General features: G+C 37.0%; 12 protein-coding genes. 8 read left to right on the top strand and 4 right to left on the bottom strand.

Annotation, left to right across the window (positions count from 1 at the left end; all coding sequences use genetic code 11):
* Positions 1-6: 6 nt before the first annotated feature.
* From STERM_RS03525 to STERM_RS03540, 4 genes are all read right to left on the bottom strand, one after another.
* On the bottom strand, positions 7-837 hold the full coding sequence (locus STERM_RS03525) for a carbohydrate ABC transporter permease (protein ID WP_041310373.1): 831 nt from the start codon (positions 835-837) through the stop codon (positions 7-9).
* Between the two features lie 80 nt (positions 838-917).
* The gene (locus STERM_RS03530) at positions 918-1,877 is read right to left on the bottom strand and encodes a carbohydrate ABC transporter permease (RefSeq protein ID WP_012860186.1); all 960 of its coding nucleotides are present in this window, start codon (positions 1,875-1,877) and stop codon (positions 918-920) included.
* Between the two features lie 12 nt (positions 1,878-1,889).
* The gene (locus STERM_RS03535; protein ID WP_012860187.1) at positions 1,890-3,131 is read right to left on the bottom strand and encodes an ABC transporter substrate-binding protein; all 1,242 of its coding nucleotides are present in this window, start codon (positions 3,129-3,131) and stop codon (positions 1,890-1,892) included.
* Complete coding sequence (locus STERM_RS03540; RefSeq protein WP_012860188.1) at positions 3,128-3,997, bottom strand: DMT family transporter; 870 nt, start codon at positions 3,995-3,997, stop codon at positions 3,128-3,130. The genes STERM_RS03535 and STERM_RS03540 overlap by 4 nt, the downstream gene beginning before the upstream one ends.
* Positions 3,998-4,744: 747 nt before the next feature.
* On the opposite strand from STERM_RS03540, the gene STERM_RS03545 reads away from it, so the two are divergent.
* From STERM_RS03545 to STERM_RS03575, 8 genes are all read left to right on the top strand, one after another.
* Entirely contained in the window at positions 4,745-16,501 is an 11,757-nt protein-coding gene (locus STERM_RS03545; RefSeq protein ID WP_012860189.1) for an autotransporter-associated N-terminal domain-containing protein, read from the top strand.
* A gap of 237 nt (positions 16,502-16,738) precedes the next feature.
* Complete coding sequence (locus STERM_RS03550) at positions 16,739-17,119, top strand: adhesion protein FadA (protein ID WP_012860190.1); 381 nt, start codon at positions 16,739-16,741, stop codon at positions 17,117-17,119.
* A gap of 399 nt (positions 17,120-17,518) precedes the next feature.
* Positions 17,519-17,764: a hypothetical protein gene (locus STERM_RS03555; RefSeq protein ID WP_012860191.1), complete on the top strand. Its 246-nt coding sequence runs from the start codon at positions 17,519-17,521 to the stop codon at positions 17,762-17,764.
* Positions 17,765-17,774: 10 nt separating this feature from the next.
* The gene (locus STERM_RS22025) at positions 17,775-17,918 is read left to right on the top strand and encodes a hypothetical protein (protein ID WP_012860192.1); all 144 of its coding nucleotides are present in this window, start codon (positions 17,775-17,777) and stop codon (positions 17,916-17,918) included.
* Between the two features lie 24 nt (positions 17,919-17,942).
* Complete coding sequence (locus STERM_RS03560; RefSeq protein WP_012860193.1) at positions 17,943-18,221, top strand: hypothetical protein; 279 nt, start codon at positions 17,943-17,945, stop codon at positions 18,219-18,221.
* 20 nt (positions 18,222-18,241) lie between these two features.
* A complete protein-coding gene (locus tag STERM_RS03565) occupies positions 18,242-18,439 on the top strand; it encodes a hypothetical protein (RefSeq protein WP_012860194.1) in 198 nt (65 codons plus the stop codon).
* The gene (locus STERM_RS03570; RefSeq protein WP_012860195.1) at positions 18,436-18,972 is read left to right on the top strand and encodes an OmpA family protein; all 537 of its coding nucleotides are present in this window, start codon (positions 18,436-18,438) and stop codon (positions 18,970-18,972) included. Before STERM_RS03565 ends, STERM_RS03570 begins: the two co-directional genes overlap by 4 nt.
* An 856-nt stretch (positions 18,973-19,828) precedes the next feature.
* Positions 19,829-23,599 (top strand): autotransporter domain-containing protein, encoded by a 3,771-nt coding sequence (locus STERM_RS03575; RefSeq protein ID WP_012860196.1) that lies wholly within the window; start codon positions 19,829-19,831, stop codon positions 23,597-23,599.
* Positions 23,600-23,701: the final 102 nt, after the last annotated feature.

The following is a 23,701-nucleotide window of genomic DNA, read 5'->3' on the forward strand; positions in this document are numbered from 1 at the left end:
AGAAAATCAGCCTTTTAATCCTGTAGAGCTTACCCCTTCCACAATATGTTTTTGTGCGATAAAGAAAATAAGCACGGGAGGAATACAGATTAATGTAGTAATAGCCATAATAGCTGTGGTATCTACGCCGAATACACCTTTAAACTGCGCAAGTCCAAGTGTAAGTGTATATTTGCTCTGGTCATTCAGGAATATAAGGGGACCGAGATAGTCATTCCATGTATTCAGAATATTAAATATAGCAACAAGAATCAAAGCCGGTTTCATCAGAGGAAGATATATTCTCCAGTAAATCTGAAATGCATTTGCTCCGTCTATTCTTGCTGCTTCGTCAAGCTCCTTCGGAATTCCGAGCAGAAACTGCCTCAGCATAAATATAAAGAATCCCGAACCAAAGAATGACGGTACAATAAGCGGTTTTAGAGTGTTTATCCATCCGAATAAGTTAAATTCCATATAAAGAGGGATCATAGTAACATCCCATGGAATCATCATTGTGGCAAGTACAATTATAAAAAGAAAATTTTTCCCTTTGAAGTCAAATCTGGCAAAGCCGTAAGCAATCAATGAAGATGAAAAAACCTGCGCTACAGTAGTCATACCTACAACAATAAGAGAGTTTTTCAGAAACATGCCAAACGGCTGGAGCTGCCACGCATTTCCAAAATTTTCAAATTTGAAATGAGAAGGTATCCACTTTGGAGGAAAAAGAAAAACTTCATTGCTTGGTTTTACGGATGTACTGAACATCCAATAAAACGGTGCCAAAAATAACAGTGAACAAAAAATCAGCAATGCATAAATAAAGATATTTTTTAATAATTTATTTGTTTTCATATTTTTCATAAATTTCGGCCTTTCAAATATTATTTATAGTTATGCGGAAACTCTTGTCAGAGTAGCCGGCGGTATTATAATCAAGCCTTCTGAAAAGATTTTTTCAGAAACCCGAATTTTTTCTTTGTTTTTTTGGTTTTGGATACTTCACCCTCATAGTAAACCCACATAGACGAGGATTTGAATACAAGCAGTGTCAGAAGCAGAATAATAATAAACATAAACCATGCATTAGCTGAAGAGTATCCCATTTTAAAATACTTGAAAGCATTATCATAAACATACATTGCATAAAAATATGTAGCCCCTGCAGGACCTCCTCCCGTAAGAAGAAGGGCAAGCGTAAGCTGCTGGAATGCATTGATAATACTGGTAATAACATTAAATAATATAGTAGGACTCAGCATTGGCAGAGTAATCTTAAAGAATTTCTGAACCGGATTAGCTCCGTCTACTTCTGCCGCCTCATACAGCTCTTTAGGTATATTCTTAAGTCCTGTAAGGAATATAAGCATCATGGTTCCCTGTCCCCACAGGCTTGCCAGTACCATTGATATAACAGCCCATTTGGAATCCAGAAGCCAATTAGGCCCCTGGATATGTATAAGTGAAAGAAAGTAGTTCAAAATTCCGTATTCTCCGCTGTAAACCCATGACCAGATCATGGCAAGAGCAACACCCGATATGACAGACGGAAGATAAAATATAGTTTTAAAGATACCGCTTCCCTTTACATTTTGATTCAGAAGGATTGCAAGAATAAGTGCAGTAATAATATTTAAAGGAACGAATAAAAATGAGAATTTTAATGTTATCCCTAATGATGCCCAAAACTGGGGATCTTTGGTAAGCATAGTCTGATAATTCTTTATACCTACAAATTCGGCATCTCCTACAATAGGCCAGTTAAAAAAGCTGATAACCAGCGAAAAAATCAAAGGTCCCAAGGTAAAAAGCAAAAATCCTATAATCCACGGCGATATAAATAAATACGGAGTAAGATTAAATTTTTTTGTTTTTTTTGAAATAACTGTATTCATACAAAACTCCTTTTAGTTTAGTAAATGTTCGGATTTATTAACTACATCAGCAAGTCCTGTCTTGGCATCAGTATTTCCGATCAGAATATTTTCAAGTGCCATTGCAAGATTTCTCTGGACTTCCTTCCAGTTTTTGTTTAATAAGAAGGCAGGAGTATTATCAGATGTTTCCAGCATTTTGTAAAATGGTGCCATCATAGGGTCATTAAGAATTTCAAATTTTTCAACAAGGGATTTTCTTACAGGAAGATCAGCCACTCTTAATTTTGCTGCTTCTTCACTGTTATAAAACTTAATAAATTCCCATGCTGCATCCTTATGCTTTGAACCTTTCCACATAGATACAGCTGATACACTCATAACACTTTTCGGAGAATTGTTTCCTTTTCTTGGTAAAAGAGCAACGCCAAAATCTATATCAGCTGACTTAAATCCGTTCATAGGCCAGATACCGCTTTCCCACATGGCAATCTTCTGGGCTTTGAATATATCGTCTCCCGACTGCTGATCTTTACTGCCTACAAGCACCCCGGCTTTATTTTTTACAAGATCTGCAAAAAGCTGTGCAGCAGCAGCACTTTCCGGAGAATCCATATATCCTTTAAGTGTTTTTCCGTCAGGGCTTATATATGAGCTTCCGAAGCTCCATAAAAACTGTTCAAAATCATAAGGATCCGGTTTTGCAAGTACACCGAAACCATATACCTTTTCTTCGGGTCTGCTTAATTTTTGTGCTTTTTCTGCGAATTCCTCCCATGTCCATTCCTCTGTAGGATAAGGCACATTTGCATCATCAAAAAGCTTTTTGTTAAAATAAATTACATGTGTGGTAAATCCGGCAGGTATTCCGTATGTTTTTCCGTCAAGCTGTACATAGTTCATAAGCCCTTCGTAGAAATCCTTCATATCAACAGAGCTGTCCTTTTCAATATATGCGTTAAGATCTTCAAGCGATGAGCCGTAAGTAGGGAAATCCCACATATACATAACATCAGGAGCATCTTTGGCCCCGAATGCGGCTACCAGTTTTTGATCAAATCCGTCACCGTAAGCTTCTACCTGAACCTTTATATTCGGATTTTTTTCTTCAAATTTTTTAGCTATTTCTTTCTGGATATTTAGTGCTTCACCTGAATCCCATGTAGCGAATCTAAGTGTTACGGTACCATCCGCAGCCTCATTTTTTTTGCTGCCTCCGCCGCATGAAATGAGTAAAAGAAGCAAAAGCAGATTAATTATAAATATTTTTTTCATATTATATTCCTCCTAGATTTATATATAAAATTTAATTTTGTTTCGGAAATTATTATTGCTGCAAATATAAACAGACAGCCTATAAGTAATTTTGTAGTAAACTGTTCATTTAGAATAAGTATTGAGAATACTGCACCGAAAACTGTTTCTGTGGATAAGATCACCACTGTTTTGGCGGAGCTGGTGTATTTTTGTGCGGCTGTCTGTATGGTAAAAGCCAGAAATGTGCTGAATATACCAAGATATAAAGTGGCGAGTAAACCTTGGCTGCTTATCCCGAAGCTTACCTGTCCTGTAATTAGCGCTGAAACCGCAGAAAATAAAAATGCAAAGATTATTTGTAAAAATGCCAGAATCAGAGTGTCGTAGATTTTGGTAAAATAATCAAGTGCAATAATATGAAGGGCAAAAAATAATGCACAAAAGAGTGTATAGATGTCTCCCTTATTCATGGAAAGGCTTCCAAGCTCATTCGTATCCACAGACAGAAGACATATTCCGAAAAATGCCAGCAGTGTGGAAAATAAAGCAAATTTATCAGGTTTTTTTCTGAAAATAATCCAGCATAAATATGGTACAAAAATTACGTTTGTTCCGGTAAGAAATGCGTTTTTTGCTGATGTTGTATACTGAATTCCTATTGTCTGTGTGGCAAAAGCCGCATATAAAAATATCCCTGTAATAATTCCGGCTTTTATTTCTTTTTTGGTAATTTTTGATTTATGATAAATTATTAAAAATAATAGCGCAATACCGGCAATGCCAAATCTGAGAGTCATCATCCAAAACGGAAGCACGCCGCTTTCCACGGCAATTTTGGATGCAGTAAAGCCTGTGCCCCAGATTACTGCTACAAGAAGCAACATAAGATCGGCAAAATAATTCTTTTTTATGTCTTTATCCTCCTTTTTAGTAAAAAAAATTCTTTTAAAATATCAGTAATAATGATGTTGTTTTAAATATTATTATTAATATGATAACATCATTTTAGTAAAAGTCAATACAGTTTTACTAAAAAATATTTTTTTGAGTGATGAAAGTATTGAATTTAAAGACTTTTATTCAAGTAAAAAAATGAAAAAACAAGCCGGGAATTATCTGGGTGGATAATTTCTATATTCTCTTGACATTTATTTAAATTCACGGTAAAATTAAATCGGGTGATAGAAGAATATTTTCAGGAAAAATTTTTGGTATAACTTGGTATAAAAGAGTATTTGAGATACAGTAAAACAGAATAATAAAGAAAAAACATTATATATACATCTGTTAATTTAAAAAAACATTCTACAAACTTTTCTAAAAGTCAGTTTTTGATCACAAAATTACAGAATAAAAGCTCCGATATTATTATAGACAGCTGTTCCGAGAAGCTTTAAGAACAGACTTTGTACCTTATATTTTTCTTCTTTTCAAAATTAGAACGAAAATTCAATCCATTCAATTATTCATTTGAAAATAGCACTTCTAAATCCAGTCATTTAAAAAACTAATATTGCAATTAATTTTTTAATTGATAAATAATAAAAGCGGGAGGTAACCGGGGAAGAGGTTATCTGGTATTTGCATAACTTTAGAATTATTATTTAAGAACACAGTAAGGAAGGTGACATATGAAGAATGTGTTAGGACAGGTAGAGAAAAGGTTAAAATCATGCCTGAAACATAACAAGAGGATAAGATACTCAAAAGCACTGGCTTTGACATTTTTGTTGACCGGGGGATTTTTGAGTGCCGAACAGGCTGAATTAGCCGAGGATGTGAATTTCGTAAAGGTAAGCGAAAATCTGAACAAAAGAATAAAGCAGCTGCGGCTGGAAAATAAAAAGAAACTGAAGGACAGCAGGCTGGAATTGGAAAGGCTCGAAAAAGAGGGAGATCAGGTAATAAAATCACCTTGGGAGAGCTATATTTTTTCTACATTCGGCGGATTTAAAGATACAGATAAAAAAGACAAGGTATGGAAATACGGGTCAAGAATGGACACGGAACAGGACAGAATGAGAAACATAATGAGCGGTCAGCAGGGAGCTTATACAGGGCAAAGAGGAACAACAGGATGGATAACAGAGACACATACTAATAAACACGGGTACAGCTGGGCAAATTTTTCTCAGAATGCATGGGACGGGAATACAGCTATTTATGATAATACATATATGTTTTCCATAATGGCTACAGTAACTCCAAAGCAGCAGCCGGATATACCAGTGCCAAATGTGAATCTTCCTTCGTTGGGCGGAATAAATGCCCCTTCTTATAATCCTATAAGCATAAATGTAAATGAACCTTCTTTAATAGGAAGTATAAATATAAATCAGGTAAATATAGGATTTGTGGGAGTAAATCCTCCGCTTCTGGGTTCGATTGCCAATGTAACATCGCCTAAAAGTGTAACAGTAAGCGGTGTAGACCCGAATATAAACATAAATGTAGCGGCACCGGGCGAAGTAAAGATGGATGTCATAGTACCGCCGAAAATAGACGTAAATCCTCCGGTGATATCTGTAGACCCACAGACTCCGCCAAAAATAGAACCTCCGGTAATAGTGATACCGTCACCTAAGACGGTAGAAGCACCGAATTTCAGTAACTACATAGCACCGGGAGGAAGCTGGATTACAGGACACGGGGAAAGCATAAGAGGGGTAAATACTTTCCAAAGCGGAGTTTTAGTGGCATATACTACAGCCGAACCTTCAAAGGGAACTACGGAAAATCTTAGAATCGGTCAAGTAAGAAGACTTACTGATCCAGCTTTTCCTTTGTTTTCTGAATTGAGCCTTTCTGGCGGCAACGGCGGAAGAGGGACTGTATATGCGTACAGAACAGACGATAAAGTAACGGGTACAAGCGGATATAGCAATGTAAGAATTGGGGAGGCAGTAGCAGAATATGATCCGAAATACTGGAGTGCTGCCCCCGGTAACGGACAGGATATAGCTAACAGTGCAAATAGAACAGGATACGGAGCAGGAGCAATATTAACAAACAGCATTAATCAGAAGAACCGATGGCTTATGACAATTCATAAAAGAGGCGGCAGTGTTCCGACTACTATAGACAGAATTGATTTTATATTAGGAGGGCCTGATGGAGTGCCGGGAACACCAGCACCTGCCGGTGAAGCAGCAAAAACTGGGGAACAAGGTGTTCTGCTGATGAGAAATGACGGTGATGTGCAATTCAATAATTCCAGCATAACATTGCGGGGAAAAACTACAATTAATCAGAACATAGTGCATTATGGTAATCATTATCTTACTTCACTTGAATTTAACAATGTAACAATAAATATAGTAGGAAATGAAAATACTTTATTTACAAATGTCTCTGTTTCAGATATAGGTTATTGGTCAACACCTGAGATAAATTCGTCATACCCAAACTGGGGACTGCCTGAAAAAGATAACGGAATCGGAGCCAAAGGAATCTTTGGGAAGACAGATCTAGATATAGATACAAGAGTAAATACAATATTTTTTATTCAAAAGGCAGCCTCAAGAAGATGGAATGGATACAATGCCGTAACAAATCCAGGTGGTCTTGTGGTTTATACACCACTGATGGGAAGAATCAGATATTATAACAGAGATGGTTTAGGTGTCAAAGGAACTTTTAACTTCAACGGTGCGGGAAATGTAGGTGCATGGATTCATAAATATACACCTGACAGGGCAGCGTACGGATATTCCGGAGTAGGGGCAAGTGAGACTCCGTTGATAGATCTTGGAACTGTAAATATGCGCGGAGACAGCAATGTAGGAGTGTATTTTGCACAGCATGCTTCAAATGAGCAAAGACCTGATTATAATGGAATATATCAGGGAATTCTTCCATTGGATTTCAGAATAGGGGAAACTCTTGGAAAAGGCGGAGCTTTGACCCAGAGTAATGAAGGAGATAAAGACGGGGATAAAAGCACAACAACAGGAAACGTAGCTTTATATGTAACATCAGGACAGAGAAAAGAATTAACTGTGTTAAATGGATATTTTCCTGCTACTGTAAATCTTATTACACACGCTTCCACAAATACGCAGGCAACAGGAATAGCACCGGGAACTCAGCTGGGCTATACTGACCTGAATACACCGCAACATGCTATAAAAGATCTGACAGTAACAGATTATTCAGTATTGTTTGGAAAATATTCAAAAGATAATATAGCGGTAGTAGCAAGAAACGGAAGTGTGGTAAAAATACAGCCTGCCGGAAATATTACTGATGGTGTAGCAGCTGGGGCATCTGATGCAGACAGGGCAACAGGAACTATAATAGCTTATGCCGAAGGTGTATGGTTCAATCCAAGACCGGCTGTAATAAGTCCGAATACCGGCGGAGTAGGACCCGGACTGGTAGTTACAGACGGTACTCCGGGTCAAAAATATGTAGCAAATTACGGATCGGAAATTCATCTGTTGAAACCTGTTTTTATGGGAAGTAAAAATGCAATACCTCTGTATGCAAAGGATGGAGCCAAAATAGTAACACAGTCAATAACACTTTACGGGCCTGAATCTATAGGGTCTTATGCAGACGGAAGAAAATTCTGGGCTGTCTCTTCGCTTCAGGCAAGCGGTGCCGGCACAGGAGGAAAGCCGCAGACAAATGTAACAGTAAACGGAGATATAACAGCAACAAACGGAAATAATAACAAAGGTGTAATTTCGCTTAGTGCAAATAAACCTGCTAACTCTGAGACAGTAACAAGTACGGGTGACGGAAGTAACGTAACTGTATCGGGAAAAATAACTATAAACGGACTTGGTGCTTATGCAGACGGAGCAGCATCAAAGATAACAATTTCCGGAGCAGGAAGTTTAATTACTTCAAGCCCTGACGGGGCATTAGTTGCTAAAAACGGAGGGAAGATAAATTTCGCAGGGGGAACAGTAAATCATAATCATGATGACTCACTGGCATTTTTTGCAGGGGAGATAGGTACTAACCCGACGCTTTCACCGCTTTCCAATATTAACTTTACTGGAACAACAACGATAAACTACTCAAAAGGTGTGGTATTTTACGGAAAACCATCGGATTATTCATCAGTAGTCAGTACTACTGCAAGATACGGCGGAATGTCAAATGTTAAGATAAATATAACAGGACACGGTGTTAATCTGGGAGTATTTGAATTCACTCCTGCAGAAACTATAACAACATGGAACGGAGATAATACATCCCTTATGGCTTCATTGCAGACAAGAGTCGGAGGGGCAACAATTACAAACAGCGGAGGTTATTGGGTAAAATCATCTCTTGACGGCGGTAAATTCATTATAAATTCTGATGTAAACAGAGATAGTGTTTCGGCAGGATCTGTTTCGGGAGATCAGTTTAATGATATAACTATGGAAAGAGTGGCATTCACTCTTAATGCAGGAAAAACTATCAGCTCCAATGCCGGAAAAGGTGTGCTTATTACATCAAACAGTAAGGCTGCAAGCAATAATGAAACAGGATATACCATAGACGGAACTATAGATATAAATGGTGCAAACGGACTGGGAACTTTCGTAAACTACGGACATACAGTAGTAAACAGCGGCGGACAGATCCTTACTGAAAACGGTGTAGGAGTATATGGAGTAAACGGAAGCAGAGTGGAGAACAAGGCCGGTGGTCTGATATCTGTAGGAACAGCTTCGACACAGGAAAATATTGGTATAATAGGACTCAGTGAAAAGAAAAAAATCGGAGCTGAGGCTGATGATAACTTCGGATTTAAGGTGAACGGAGCATTAACCGCAGTAAATATCACAAACTCAGGTGACCTTGAAGTAACAGGTAACAAGAGTATGGGGATTTATGCAGATAATAATGTAGCATCACCTAATAAAGCCAAGGTGTTAGTAGTAAACGAGGGGAAAATAGAGGTTACCGGTGATGAAACAACAGGAATATATGTAAATACCGGAACAATAACTCTGAAAGACAGCAATAATATAATAGTAGGAAAAGACGGAAAAGGAGTTTACGGAAAAAATTCCGATCTTGCCGTAGGAAATACTTCGATTACAGTGGGTGACAACGGTGTAGGACTTCTGTTCGAAGGGACTACTACTGTTAATCCATACGGAGGAGCAGGAAAAACTCTGGAGGTAAAACTTTCAAGTCCTGCTACAGAAAAAGGAACAGGAATATATTTTACAGGGTTAAATGGCGAGACATTAACTAATAATATAAATATAAAAGCAGGAATAGACGGTCTGGGTGTAGACGACGGAAGTTCCGTAACGGGAATTTACGGTACCGGGAAAAAGGTCGGTGCAGTTCAGCATATGCCTGCAGTGATAAATAACGGAAATATACTTGTAGGTGAAGGGGATAAGGGTATATACGGAGAATATCTGAATATAAACAATACCGGCGAAATAGCTCTTCAAAATAAATCTGTGGGAATATATACGAAGAATTCTAATGTTACCACTGCTTCTGATAAAATAAAAGTAAACGGCGACGAAACAATAGGAGCATATGTAAGATGGAGCGGAACGCTGAACTTTGGAACGGCTGCCTCACAAGTACTTGCAGTAAACGGTAAAAAATCAATAGGTATGTATGTGGGAGGATATACAAGAAATATTATAAACGGTATTCCGGAAGATCCTTATGATCCGGGAAGTCCGAGTGTAAAAGCACCGGGAGCAAGAGGAATAAATAATGCCGTAATTACTCTGGCAAATACTACAAAAACAGCTTCTGCCAATCCTTATGAGGATCTGAAAATAGGAATGTATCTAAACGGCGGAGAAGAAATAAACAGTACACAAAATAATCTGAATAATACAGGGGCGGTAATAAACGTAGGAGCCAATAATATCGGAGTTTACGGTGTACGTTCGGAATTTACCAATGCTGGAACTATAAATAATAAAGATACAGGATCAGGAAATCAGAATATCGGTATTTACTTTACCGATGCGGCAACAGGTGTTCCGGCTCTTTCAGGCGGAGATAAATTCAGAGTTACCAATACAGGAACTATAGATGTGCTGGGTGAGAATAACCTTGGTATCTTTGCCACTATAAATGATATTTCGGGAAGAACAGATTCAAGCGGGGTAATCTATCTTGATGCAGGCGGAATAATAAATGTAAAACCTGTGAATAAAGGTGCAAGTCCTGTAAACACACCTATAGGAGTGTATGCTAAGGGAAGCGGGATAACAATAAGTACTTCTACAGCTGCCGGAAATACATTTAATGTAGATGAAGACGGAATAGGAATTTATTCAGACGGTGCGAATGAGCTAACAGGATATAAAGGTGCATATAATCTGAAATCAAGTATGGCAGGAGCACAGGCAGTAAAATCAATAGGAATATTTCTGAAAGACGGTTCTGTAGCTAAGAGCGGGGATATAACATTGAACAGTGTAACAGGAAATGATTCTTCCGGAAATGCCATTAGACCGATAGGAGTTTATTATTCTAAGCCGACAATACCGGGAATGCTGGGTACGATTGAACACGGACTGAATATAACGGATACAGGAAGCGGAGCTGGGAAATCAGTAATAGGATTGTTTATAACAGGAGTAAATGATACAGATTCTATAAAAAATACAGGGAATATAACTCTGGGAAGTAATGAAAGCCTTGGGGCATATGTAATAGATTCAGTATTGTCAAGTACAGGGACTATTACAGCTAACGGAAACAGTTCATATGGTGTTTACCTTACTAATTCCACAGCATTTGCAGCACAGGACAGTATATTTACAAATGAATACGATCCTCTGAAAAAAGGTGAAATATACGCTAAAGCAGATGGTTCTATAGGAATTCTGATCAAAGGGGACACAGCGGTAACAAAGGTTCCGCTCGGAATTAACAAGGGAGCTGTAGAATCTGGAGTCGGACTGACATCAGGAATAGATGCAGTAGGAGTGTATGTAGAAAATGGAAAATTCATAAATGATAAGACAGCAGCATATACAGGAATTATAAAATCTAATCTTGCTTCTACAGAACCTACGCCGGGGACAATAATAGCAGGAAGTATAGCTGTGTCATCTAAAGACGGGGAAGTATTAAATAAAGGAGATATAGTTTCCGAATATGTGGGAATTTATTCCGAAGACAGTAAAATAGAACATCAGGGAAATATTGATATTTTAAGCGGAACAGGAATAATAGGAAAAAGAACAACAGCACCCGGTGCAGATTCTACTGTAGTGCTGGATACTGATACAGTAACTGGAAATTCATCGAAGATAACAGGGACTGCAAACGCTCTTACAGGAGTGCTTGCATTGGACGGAACAAAGGTTACCCTGAAAAATTCAGATATTTCATTGACAGGAAACAATACTTTCGGATTATTGCTCACAAGTATGGTGCCCAGTGCCCTGAACAAGTCATCTGCAGAGCTTCTGAAAGGAGATATAACAGTAGGAAGCGGCGGAATAGCAGTTTACTCTGTTAACGGAAATCTGGATATAAAAAATTATGATGCAAATTCAAAATTTGTGCTGGGTAATGAAGGTATAGGGATATACGCAGATACAGCTACAGTAATTGATGCTGGTTCCGGAGTAAAAGTACTGAATATGGATTATACCTCTACTGCAAATAAAGGAGTAGGTGTATATTATGAAGAAAGTACGGGGACAGGAAACAGAGTCAATAATATTACTGTAAAAAATATAAATACCGGACTGAAAGAAAATTTTGTAAATATTTTGAGCAACAATACTAATCTTACAAATAATGCAGATCAGGTAGTAGGCAAGAGCGGAATTGGAATTTACGGTTCGGGAAGAGGAAGTATCATAAATAACGGTACGATTTTCTTAAACGGTGAAACTGCTGTGGGACTTTATGCCAAGGGAGCAGGTCCGCTTGATATAGTGACAATAACTAAGCTCGGATCTATAGAAGAAGAGGCTTCAAGTCTTGTTGATTATAAAGAAAGAATAGGAGCATATATAGATACTAATGCAAATATAACAGGTACAGACAGTTATTCATTTAATGTAGACGGCGGAATAGGAATGTATCTGAAGAGTTATATAGATTATGCGGGAACTATGATTGTGGGCGGAACTACGTTTAATGACGGCATAGATGATCACAGAACAATAGGAATATATGTAGACAGTTCGGTAAATAATCTGGCAAAAGATCTTAACGCAAATATAAAAGTAACAGGCGAGGAAGGTGTAGGAATTTATCTTGCCAAAACAGGAATGACCGGAGCAGCAGTGAAATATACAGGAACAATGGATCTTCTGGCAGTAAATCCTAATGGTAAATACGGAATAGGAATATACTTAAGCGAGTACAGCAATCTTGACTTTACAGGAACTATAAATATAGGAGGAGCCACAGGAGTAAACAATATAGGGTTCTATATAGAAAATAATGCTGTTTCAAACCTGACGGCCGGAACTATCAATACCAATAACAGCGGTATACTTGCATATATTAAGGAAGGAACGTTTAATACTTCAGGAAGCCTTGTAATAAACGGTCTGACTAACATAATAGTAGAAGGAACAACTGGTACTCTTACAAACGGAGTAAATGTAGAGGTAGGTACTACAGGACTTCAGGGTATAAACGGAGCTACAGTGGCCAATCTTTCAGCTGGTAAGCTGTGGTCAACGATAGATCAGGCATTAGCTCTTTCAGGTTCAGATGGTGTAAAAATATCAAATGAGGGAGTAATAGAACTAAAAGGTGAGAATTCCGTGGGAATATTCACAAAAGATTCTACAGCTACGCTGAAAAACGGAAGTACTATAGAAGTCGGGAAAAATGGTGTAGGGGTATATGCCCTTCTTGATAATAATGCTCCGGATTCTGTGGTGAAAATAGATACAGGATCATCTCTGATAAAAATAGGAGAAGGAGCTACAGGTATTGCCTTTGATAAGAAAGGAGTTTCCACAGGAGACTTAAAGCTTGATTTTGCAGGAACTGTAGATATACAGGGAACAGGCGGAGAAAATAAAGGTATATACATGAAGGATACAATCGTATCGGGAACAGTAGACGGAAATATAATTCTGAGTGATAATTCAACGGGAATTTATACTGACAGCAGCAATTTTACTACAAATGCTTATATAAAGGTAGGAGCAAGCACTGGAACTGGAACAGCAGTGGGAATATTTGCCGATAACGGAGCAGCAGTAACGAATACAGGTACAGTAGAAACAGGAGAGGCAGGTATAGCACACTTTGCAGGAAACGGAGCTGTAATAGATACCAGCGGAACAAACATAATGGCAGATAAGTCGACTATAGCAATGGCAGGTGCCGGCGGAACTATTAATTATAATAATTCCGGAGATGTATTTGTAGGAGATAATGAAAAGAAAGGATTTGCAGCGGACGGGGGAATTGTTAATCTTACAGGCGGAAAAACAGTAAATGTAGGAAATAACAACAGTGTAGGAATTATCATAGGTTCTTCTGGGAGTGTAAATAATATAAACAGTGTAAATGTAGGAAATGCTTCTACGGGAGTGTATGTAAAAGATAACTCAAACTATAATGTATATTATAATATATTCTTAAATGACCAGGGAGCAGGCGGAATTTCCGGAGAAGGCGGACTGATTACTCTTAACAGCGGAATTTTCATATTATCCGCAGCAGGTGTAAATGAAGCTATAGGTATGATAAACAAAGGTGCCGGAGGAATAGCAGATAACAGAGGGGTAATAGATTTCAGAGCAGGAACTGGAAATATAGGAATGTACGGAAGCAGCACTGATAATATTCAGAATAATAACCAGATACTAATAGGAGAGTCTGCAAGTACAAGTACAGCTGTGGGAATGTACGGAGAGGCAGCAAATAATGTACTGAATTATGCTGATATAACTATAGGAAAAGCAGCAATAGGAATGTACGGAAAAAATGTCACAGACGGAATTTCAGGTGTGGATAACTATGCAAACATAACAAGTACAGCCACAAATGCAATAGGAATGTACGGAGAAAATTCCGGAGTAAAAAATGCCGGAACTGTAGCAATGTCTCTTGCAGGTGTGGGTATATACGGAAAAAACAGTATAATAGAAAATACAGGAACAATAATAACAGGAGATACAATAAAAACAGGATTGGCAGAAGAAACAGCAGTGGGAATATATGCTACAGGAACAAGTGATGTAAGAAATGTAAGCAATATTAACACTGGATGGTCATCTGTGGGAATTTTCGGAGAGAACGGAACCATAATAAATGATGGTACAATAACTGCCGGTGAAAGTTCAATATATATGTTTACATACGGTGCCGGAGGAAACATAATAAATAACTCGCTTCTTAACCTTACAGACAGAAGTATAGGAATATATGCTACAGCGGGAACAGCTGTAAACAGCAATACCGGTGTAATAAATGTAGGGAAATCAGACATTATGAGTGATCCGAGAGAATTCGCAGTAGGAATGGCGACTGAAACAGGTACTGTAATCAACAGAGGAACTATTAATGTAGATAAGGAATACGGAGTAGGAATGTTTGCCGGTAAGAAAGATGCCAATACAGGGAAAGCTTATAATGAAGGAACTATAAATGTAACTGGTAAAAATGCTTATGGTATACAGGTAAATGAAGAGGCACAGGCATATAACAGCGGTATAATAAATGTAAGCGGAAACGGAGCATACGGTATAGCTGCTTCCAAGAGATCAAGTGTATATAATTCCGGAACTATGAATATAAGCGGTACTTCTATGGGAGTTTATCTGGAAGACAGTTCATATTTTGAAAACAGCGGTACAATGGTAATGGATACTACAGGACAGGGAGTGTATCTGGGGACAGGTTCACAATTTGTAAATACTCTTACAGGAACTCTGATAATAAACGGAATAAGCGCAACAGAGGATCAGGTTAAGAAAACCGGAGCAACAGACTTTACCAATATAGGAAATATAGTATTTGAAGGGCCTAATGTACAGATACACGGGGTACCTATAACAAATATAGGAAATATAGTAATTAACGGTCCGCTGAATATACCGGCAGGAACAAATGTTATTTTGAATACCGTAGATACAGACAACGGTATGGGCGCATGGAAGATTCTAGACGGAGTTACGGGAACAGGAAATATTATATTAAGCCCGGGAGCAACACAAGGCAATTCAAAACTTGTTCATAATGTTCAGATAATGGACTTTGGAACTACGGCAGGAGACCTGTCAATAGTATCGCAATCAGTAACATGGCTTGCAGATAAATGGTATGATGAAGAAAATACACGTCATGTATTAAGACTGACAAAAATACCATATGTAGAGCTTTTGGCAAATACTGAAGCAATGGAATTCGGAAGAGGTCTTGATTATATTTATGAAAGACAGGCAGCAAAAGAGCTTCAGATGTTTGACGGCATTGATACTATAATGAATAAAGACGAACTGGCAGAAACATTTGATATGCAGCTGAGAGGTAATGTATATGCGAATATCCAGCAGAGAATGATGGATGTGGACGGTGCATTCGATATGGCATACAGACAGCTGAAGAGTGAAGAGAATACAACTAAGGACGTGACTAAAGTATCTGCAATATATTCAGGGGGAAATATTTCGGATAAAAATCCGGGGGTAGAAGAATATGATTATCAGTCACTAGGGATTATGTATCTGAAAGAAAAAGAAACATTGAAATACGGAACAAATCTTAATTATTCACTCGGAATAATGCAGACTAAATTTGATTTTGACCAGGACTCAAAAGAGGATGTAACAAGTCTGAAAGCCGGAATAGGCTATGAACAATACCTTACACAGGGCAGCAGATTTAAATTCATGACAAGAGGGGAGCTGGGAGTAAATTATCATGACATGGAAAGAAAGATGCATCTGAATACAGGTACATATAAAAATAACGGAGATTATTTTTCAGGAACAGCGCAGATAAAAAACAGACTTAACTATGAACTGCCTATAATATCAAAAACATTTAAAATGGATGTTTACGGAAGTCTGAATATGGGCTACGGAGTATACGAAGGCTTTAAGGAAGACGGAGACGGAATATATCTGGATGTAAAATCGGAAGATTATTTCTCAATAAGACCGGGAGTAGGAATTGAAGGGGAAATTGCCTACACTACAGTCAAAGGAAATAAATTCATGGTGACTGCCGGAGCAGCATATGAGTATGAAACACAGGATATATATGATGACGGAAACCGTGTGAAGATAGCAGATACTCCTGCAGGTTATTACAGACTTGAAAAACCCGAAAAAATCGATAATATAGTAAAAGCTAATCTGGGACTGGGATTTGAAACTGCCCACGGATTTAAGACAGGTGTGAGAGTGGAAAGAGAAGAGGGAAGTGTAGACGGTACAAAGTATCAGATAGATTTCTCATGGAAATTCTAGTATAATATTCAGCATAATGACATCATAATGATATCTGCTGAAATTTATCAAAATTATTATATTTCAAATATTCGGGAAACATGGTCAGGATTATCAGACCGGCTGTAAAATAAGAAATATTTTCATTAGTTATATAAAGGAACTGCAGACTGCAGGAAAAAATCCTGCAGTGCAGTTTCGGAAAAAGGGTTTTATCCGGAATTTATACTTTTCGGAAAGAAGCCGGCAGGAGGAAAAATGAGAAAATTACTAATATGTTTTATGATATGTTTAAGTGCAGGGAGTTATGCCTATACAAGAACATCAACAATAACAAAGGAAGCAGAAAAAATAGAAAAAGCGGAAGAACAGAGAAAAGACAGGCTCAGCAGGAGAAAAGACAAGCTTGAGTCAGAGCTTGCTGAATTGCTGAAAAATTATAACAGCAGAGTAGAGATTACTGAAAAGCTTAAAATGGACTCAGAAGTAAGATGGTACAGAGATGAGTACAAAGAAATACTGAAAAAATATGAATCGGTTCAGGATAATCTGGAAAAAGAAATAGAAAAAAAAGAAAGAGAACTGGCGATAGTCAACAGAGGTCTCGGAATATCAGCAGAAGAAATTACAGAAGAATAAGATATAATTTTTTTAGATAAGAAAAACAGATATTCGTAATTTTGCGGTATTGTATCTTTTGGGATCTGTTTTGCGGAAGTCGCTGATATATGAATTTAAGATAATACAGACAGATTTAACGTCATTTCTTTACTTAAAAACAGTTATTTACCGGATTCCCCAAAAACCCGAAAATAAACTTTCAAGTTTTTAGATATATAAATACCCTTGTTCGAGTGTAAGTTTTATATGCTTTTCAGATAATTTAACAGATAGAAAAAAACATCCATTTTTAGAAAAACATCAGTCTTGCTGCAGAACAGATCTGAAAAGATACAATGTCAGTAAAATATGTAGTGTCTGTTTTTCAAAAAAAGAGATTAATAAAATGCCGTTTTTAATGGAGAAAAGAGGAAAGTCATGAAAAAAGTAATAATATTATCAGCATTACTGATATTTTCCGCAGGACAGGTCTCATTGTCAGCTCCGAAAGTAAGAAAAGTAAAAAAAACTGAAAGTCAGAAGATGAAAGAAGAAATAGACAGAATAGAAAAGAGAGTAAATGAGATAAATAAAAATATAGAGGATTATAAGACTGCTGAAATAAAACTGGACGAACTGGATGAAAAGTATTCACAGACAATGAAGGATCTAAGATTAGAATAAAGGAGAAATTATGAAAAAAATTTTTTTATCGGCAATAGCTCTGTTAATAATAACAGCCTGTACTTCCGGTGAAACCAAGAGAACAATAGATGATACCAAAGAGCGTGTAAAAAATACAGAACAGTATCTGTGGGAAAATCAGGTAGTGGAATAACAGAAGTGAAAGGAGAAATTTAGGATGAAAAGAAAAGTTTTTATATACGGCCTTCTGGGATTCTTACTGGGAATAGCAGGATTTGCTGCAGAAGAAGAGATCTATGATATAGAAGAAATACAGATATTGGAAGAGGAAAAAATACCTTTGACAAAAGTGGAAAAAGCAGAGCAGGAGCTCGCTCATATGCAGGGAAAAGTAGATTTTTATAAAAGAGTGGTAAGAAGTGTAGAAAGGGAAGAGGCTGAGCTTAAGGAACTGAATAAAATAAAAATGAGAGATATAAAGAAAACAATAAAATAGAAGCATTTAAAGGAGAAAATATGAAAAAAATTATATTATTATCTGTGTTCTTTCTGACAGTATCCTGTTCTACAAATAAAGCACTAGTGGAGTATAACAGACAGAGAATGGATAAAAATGAGGAATATCTGAATAGTGTAGAAGGAAAAACAGTACCTAAAGGGGAAATTAACGGAACAACCAGAAGAGTTCCTCTGGAAAAGGAGGCTGACAGATGAAAAAATTAGCATTGGTATTGCTGCTGGCAGTTCTTACTGTTCAGGGTATGGCCAGACCTTTTACCACAAAGCAGATGAGAAATGATACGATAAGAATAAATGCAATGGAAGTAGAGCTGATAAATGAGAAAACAGAGCCTGCTGAAAAGAAAGAGGTAAAGGAAGAAAAGAAGGTAATACGACTGGGTGAGGATAAGTTATATTTTGATTTTGACGACAGCAGGGTAAAGCCGGAGTATTACGGAGAATTACGAGCAGCAGCTGAAGTGATAAAAAACAGCAGCATGAGAGTAAATATAACCGGATATACTGATTCCAAAGGAAGTGCCGAGTATAACGAGAAACTTTCACTGAGAAGAGCAGAAGCAGTAAAAGCAAAGCTTATGGAATTTGGACTGAATGAGAATTATATAGCCGGTGTGAGAGGCTTAGGAGAAAGCAATCCTATAGCTCCGAATACAAAATCTGACGGAAAGGATAATCCTGAAGGAAGGGCAAAGAACAGAAGAATAGAATTGGAACTCATAAAATAAAAATAAAAGATCCCCGAAAGATACAATGCTTTCAGGGGATTTTTTATTAGAAAAAATTATTTATGAACAAATATAAAAATTGAAAAATTACAATTTTATAAAAAATATTTTTTTAAAATATAAATTATATATTCTTGACAAGACTACATTTTTCGGAAGATACAGCTTACAAAGAATTTTATTGTTGACAAATTCTGTGAAATAAGTATAATTTAATTAATTGTCTGAAATTTTAAGCTTTATAATTAATCTGTTTATATAAATTGATTTTATAAATTTAAATATAAAAGATCTGTCTTATTTTACCAGAAGGCTATGTAGGCAGAGCTATGATGAGATTTAACAGTAAAAGAATGAAAGAAAAATTTTTTCAGTTTGAATAAATTGAATACTTAATCAAAAATTCTTGATAATAATTTTGAAATAGAAATTTGACATTATAATTATCTTATTAAATAAAATAACTGTAGATATCAAATTGACAAAATCACTAGAATGGTTGATCTATTTTTGAGAATTAAGAATTTTAACCTGTGATATTTGAAAAAGTACATAATATAAAAATGCAGATTTGGAAAATATATACAGAAATATGAATACAAATGTTTGGAATTAGCAGTAGAGGCATAAAAGCAGATATTGTTAAATAAAAAATTCAACTTCTTTTATCATTTCAGAAAATCTTTTGACTAGAAAAACAGACAAGATTACTTTAAAAAGGATATATTTTCATATGTAACAGTAATATTCTTTTAGAAAATTATCAGAATGACATATCTTACAGATTTTAACACTGATATACAGGATTTTTGAGATTTGTATATTTATTTGCTGTATTCTGAGAGGAGATGTATAAATGAAAAAGAGTTTTTTGAAAGCAGGTGCTTTTATTCTTGCTTTAGCTCCTGCTATAAGCATGGGAACACAAAATAGTTTTGGAAATCCGGACGAGTTTTTATTATGGGGATCTTACTATAAATTTAAAAATAACAAAAAATCAACATATACTTCTAATTTCAAAGAAACTGAGGGTTCTGAGGAAGAAGGAGAAAAACCGGTGCCTCCTGTACCGGTTCCTGATCCGATAGCTGTGGTCAAAGAAAACGGAATAATAAAAGCCTGGAAGAACAATACAGGTGACAGTCTTTATTACACTGTTTCGGATAATATATTTTCCGCTGATAAGGCAGCCCTATGGCTGACTGATCTAAATACGAAAGTAGTGAATAATAAAATACTAGACTCTGTTTTTACAGGAGCAGGAAGTGAGCGTTTTTCAGTGGAGGCTGAGGGAAATGCAGTATTTGTTAATAATGGAACTGTGACTGGGACTCACGGAGGAATCAGGGGAAAAAACGGAACTGTGATTTATAATAATAACATAATAGCTAATACTGGGGATTACGGTATGTATCAGGAAGACGGAGATGCATATAATAACAGTGCAGGAGTAATTTCTAATACAGGAGATTATGGTATTTTTGCAGCAACAGAAAATAGTAATGCTGTTAATGAGGGAATCATAGATAACAGCGGTAATTACGGAATAGCTGTGAATGGCGGAAAAGCAGTGAATGCAGCCAGCGGAGTAGTGAAAAATGGTCAGGATTATGGTATATGGGGATATGGTGTAAATAGTGAGGTCATAAATAACGGAACTGTAGAGAATGGCGGAACTCACGGAATTTTTCTTTCTGACCGATCAGAGGGAGTGAATAACGGGACAGTAAAAAATGCCGGAGATTATGGTGTAGCTTTATCTGATTCGTATTTTGAGAATACCGGAATCATAGAAAATACAGGCATGCATGGTGTATATGCCGATATAGGTTCACAGGTTCTGAATAATACAACAGGTGTGATACAAAATAACGGCGACTATGGAGTTACAGTTTCAAATACAGGAGCCGTTGCTTCAAAGGCACTGAATAAAGGAACAGTAAAAAATAACGGTAATTACGGAATGTTTGCAGAATGGAACGGTGCTGTTATAGAAAATGAGGGTATGATAGAAAATACCGGAACTCACGGCATGTATGCAGAAAATGGTGCAGAAGCCCTGAATACTGTGGGCGGGATAGTGAAAAATTTGGGAAATACCGGAATGGCGGCTTCCGGCTCAGGAGCTATGGTCATAAATAATGGTACAATAGAAAATATAGGAGAAAACGGCTTTCATATTTCTGCTTCAGGAGAAGGGATAAATAATGGAATAATCAAGAATGCCGGTAATTACGGAATGCGTGTAATGAATAATTCCTATGTGCGAAATACAGGTACAATAGCGAACAACGGTACAAACGGGATACTTGTAACGGTAAATTCAGAAGCCTTGAATGATACCACAGGAATTATAGAGAACCAGGGAAATTACGGAATAGCAGTAGGTTCCGCTTCGAAAGCAGAAAATAAAGGGATTATAAAAAATAATGGTGCAAACGGTCTCTATGTAATTAACGGCGGACTGGGTATTAACAGCGGAACAATAGAAAATACGGGGACTCATGGTATCTTTATAACAGAAGCCGGTTCCAAAGGAGTAAATGACGGGACAATAAAAAATACCGGAACTCATGGAATGTATGCTACTAATGATTCCGAGGCAGTAAACGGCAGCGGAGGAATAATAGAAAATACCGGGAACTATGGAATTGTTGCCGGAAAGGACTCATTGGGGATAAATAACGGGATCATAAGAAATCAGGGAACAAACGGTATGTATACTACAAATGCAGGAACGATAATCAATAACGGAAGAATAGAAAATGTCGGAACTTATGGTATGCAGGCAACAGCAGCCGGTTCACAGGCTGTTAACGGGGTATCCGGAGTAATAGCAAATAAAGGGACATCAGGACTTTATGCCATTAACGGTGCTCATGCGGTAAATAAAGGGAGAATAGAAAATACCGGGGACTATGGTATGCATCTGAATAATGCCACCGGTATAAACGAAGGAACTATTCATCTGACAGGCGATAATAAGGTCGGAGTGCATATAAATAATAATGCTGTCTTCACGAATAACGGTACTATAATAGTGGACGGAAATAATGTTACCGGAATAAAGGCCATGGGAAATAGCGTGGTACAAATAGCACAAAATTCTCAGATAATCTTAAACGGCAATGCAGCAGTAACACAGAGCAGTACCGATTACAGTGATAAACAGAGTACAGGTGCAGCAAACAGCAATTCAGCGGGGAAAGCATATAATATAGATTCGACATCGACACTTATAAATGCCGGAACTATATCTGCCTATGGCACATTTACAGTAGAAGAAACGGGAAAATTTGTACTGGATACTAAAACAGGGGTTATAAATGCAGAAAGCATAAATTTAGAAGGGGATTTACATATAAACGCCGCAGGGACTGCTGATTCATTCAGTAATAAATTTATACTGGAAAATCTGAATACGGGGAAACTGACAGGTGACGGAACATTAATATCAGATTCATTTTTGTTTACAGGGAAGCTGGAAAAAAATTCCGGCGGAAAATATGATATAGTAATGGAAAGAAAGAATTTTTCCGAAGTGTTTAACAGTGAATTCGGGAAAATACTGGAATCAAATTATAATGAATCAGGGAATACAGAAGAAAAAAGTAAAATATATAATTCGCTGAAAATGAGTATAACTTCCGAAGCTAAGGCATTAACAGCGGAAAATGAACTGACAGGAAGAAGTATAGTAAGTAATCTGATGTATCAGGAATTCAGAAGAAACCGGGTATTGGAAGCCGGTGTAAATGATCTTCTTGAAAACAGGGACAGATCAGCAGATAAAGGAGTGTATGTTAATATACTCGGCGGAAAAGAAGATGCTGATAATGACGGTGAATTTCTTGGTTATAAAAACAGAGAAGCCGGTGTGATATTCGGAATGATGAAAAAAATCAACGGCAGAATATCGGCTGGAGGGTTTGCAGGCTATCTAAATTCTGATATTGATTATAAAGATGACGGGAATTCAAATCAGAAAACAGACACATTTTCATTAAAAGGAGCTTTGGAAGCAGAAATTACAGATAGTCTGAAGTGGCGTAATGTCTTGGGATATAATTACGGGAATACCGATACTAAAAGAAAACTAACGTATGACAGAAGCTATACTGAACTCAACGGTAACTTCGATTCATGGTCTGCAGAGATTGATACAAATCTGGAATATACTTATAATCTGAATAAAAGTATAAGTGTAATACCATCAGCCGGTCTGAATGTAAGCTACCTTCATCAGAATTCATACACTGAAAGCGGTGCTGACGGCTATAATCTGAAAGTAGATTCTGCATCGGGAACTTCGGTAAGACCGAAAGCCGGAGTAAGGGCTGAGCTGGGATTATATGAAAATAAAAATACGAAATTGAAATTAGTACCTTCGGCTCTTTATTCATATGAAACGGCAAATCCTTATAAAATAAGAAATATAGGCATAGGAGCATTTGATGATACACTGTCTCTGGATTCGAGAGATTCTGAGAGAGGAAATCTTGATCTGGGAATAGGACTTGAATATAATTATAACAGAGAACTGGTATTTTACGGACAGTATAAAAAAGAAGTACTTAATGACTCAGGTGATGATAAAATGAGTTTAGGTTTTAAGGTATATTTTTAGGAGAGAATAAAGTTGATTCAGTGATATATCTTCCCGATATTTGTCGGGGAGGTATATTTTTTATTGTTATTTTATTTTGGCGGGAAAGTTTTTCCGGAACAG

Source organism: Sebaldella termitidis ATCC 33386 (assembly GCF_000024405.1).
Classification (GTDB): Bacteria; Fusobacteriota; Fusobacteriia; order Fusobacteriales; family Leptotrichiaceae; genus Sebaldella; species Sebaldella termitidis.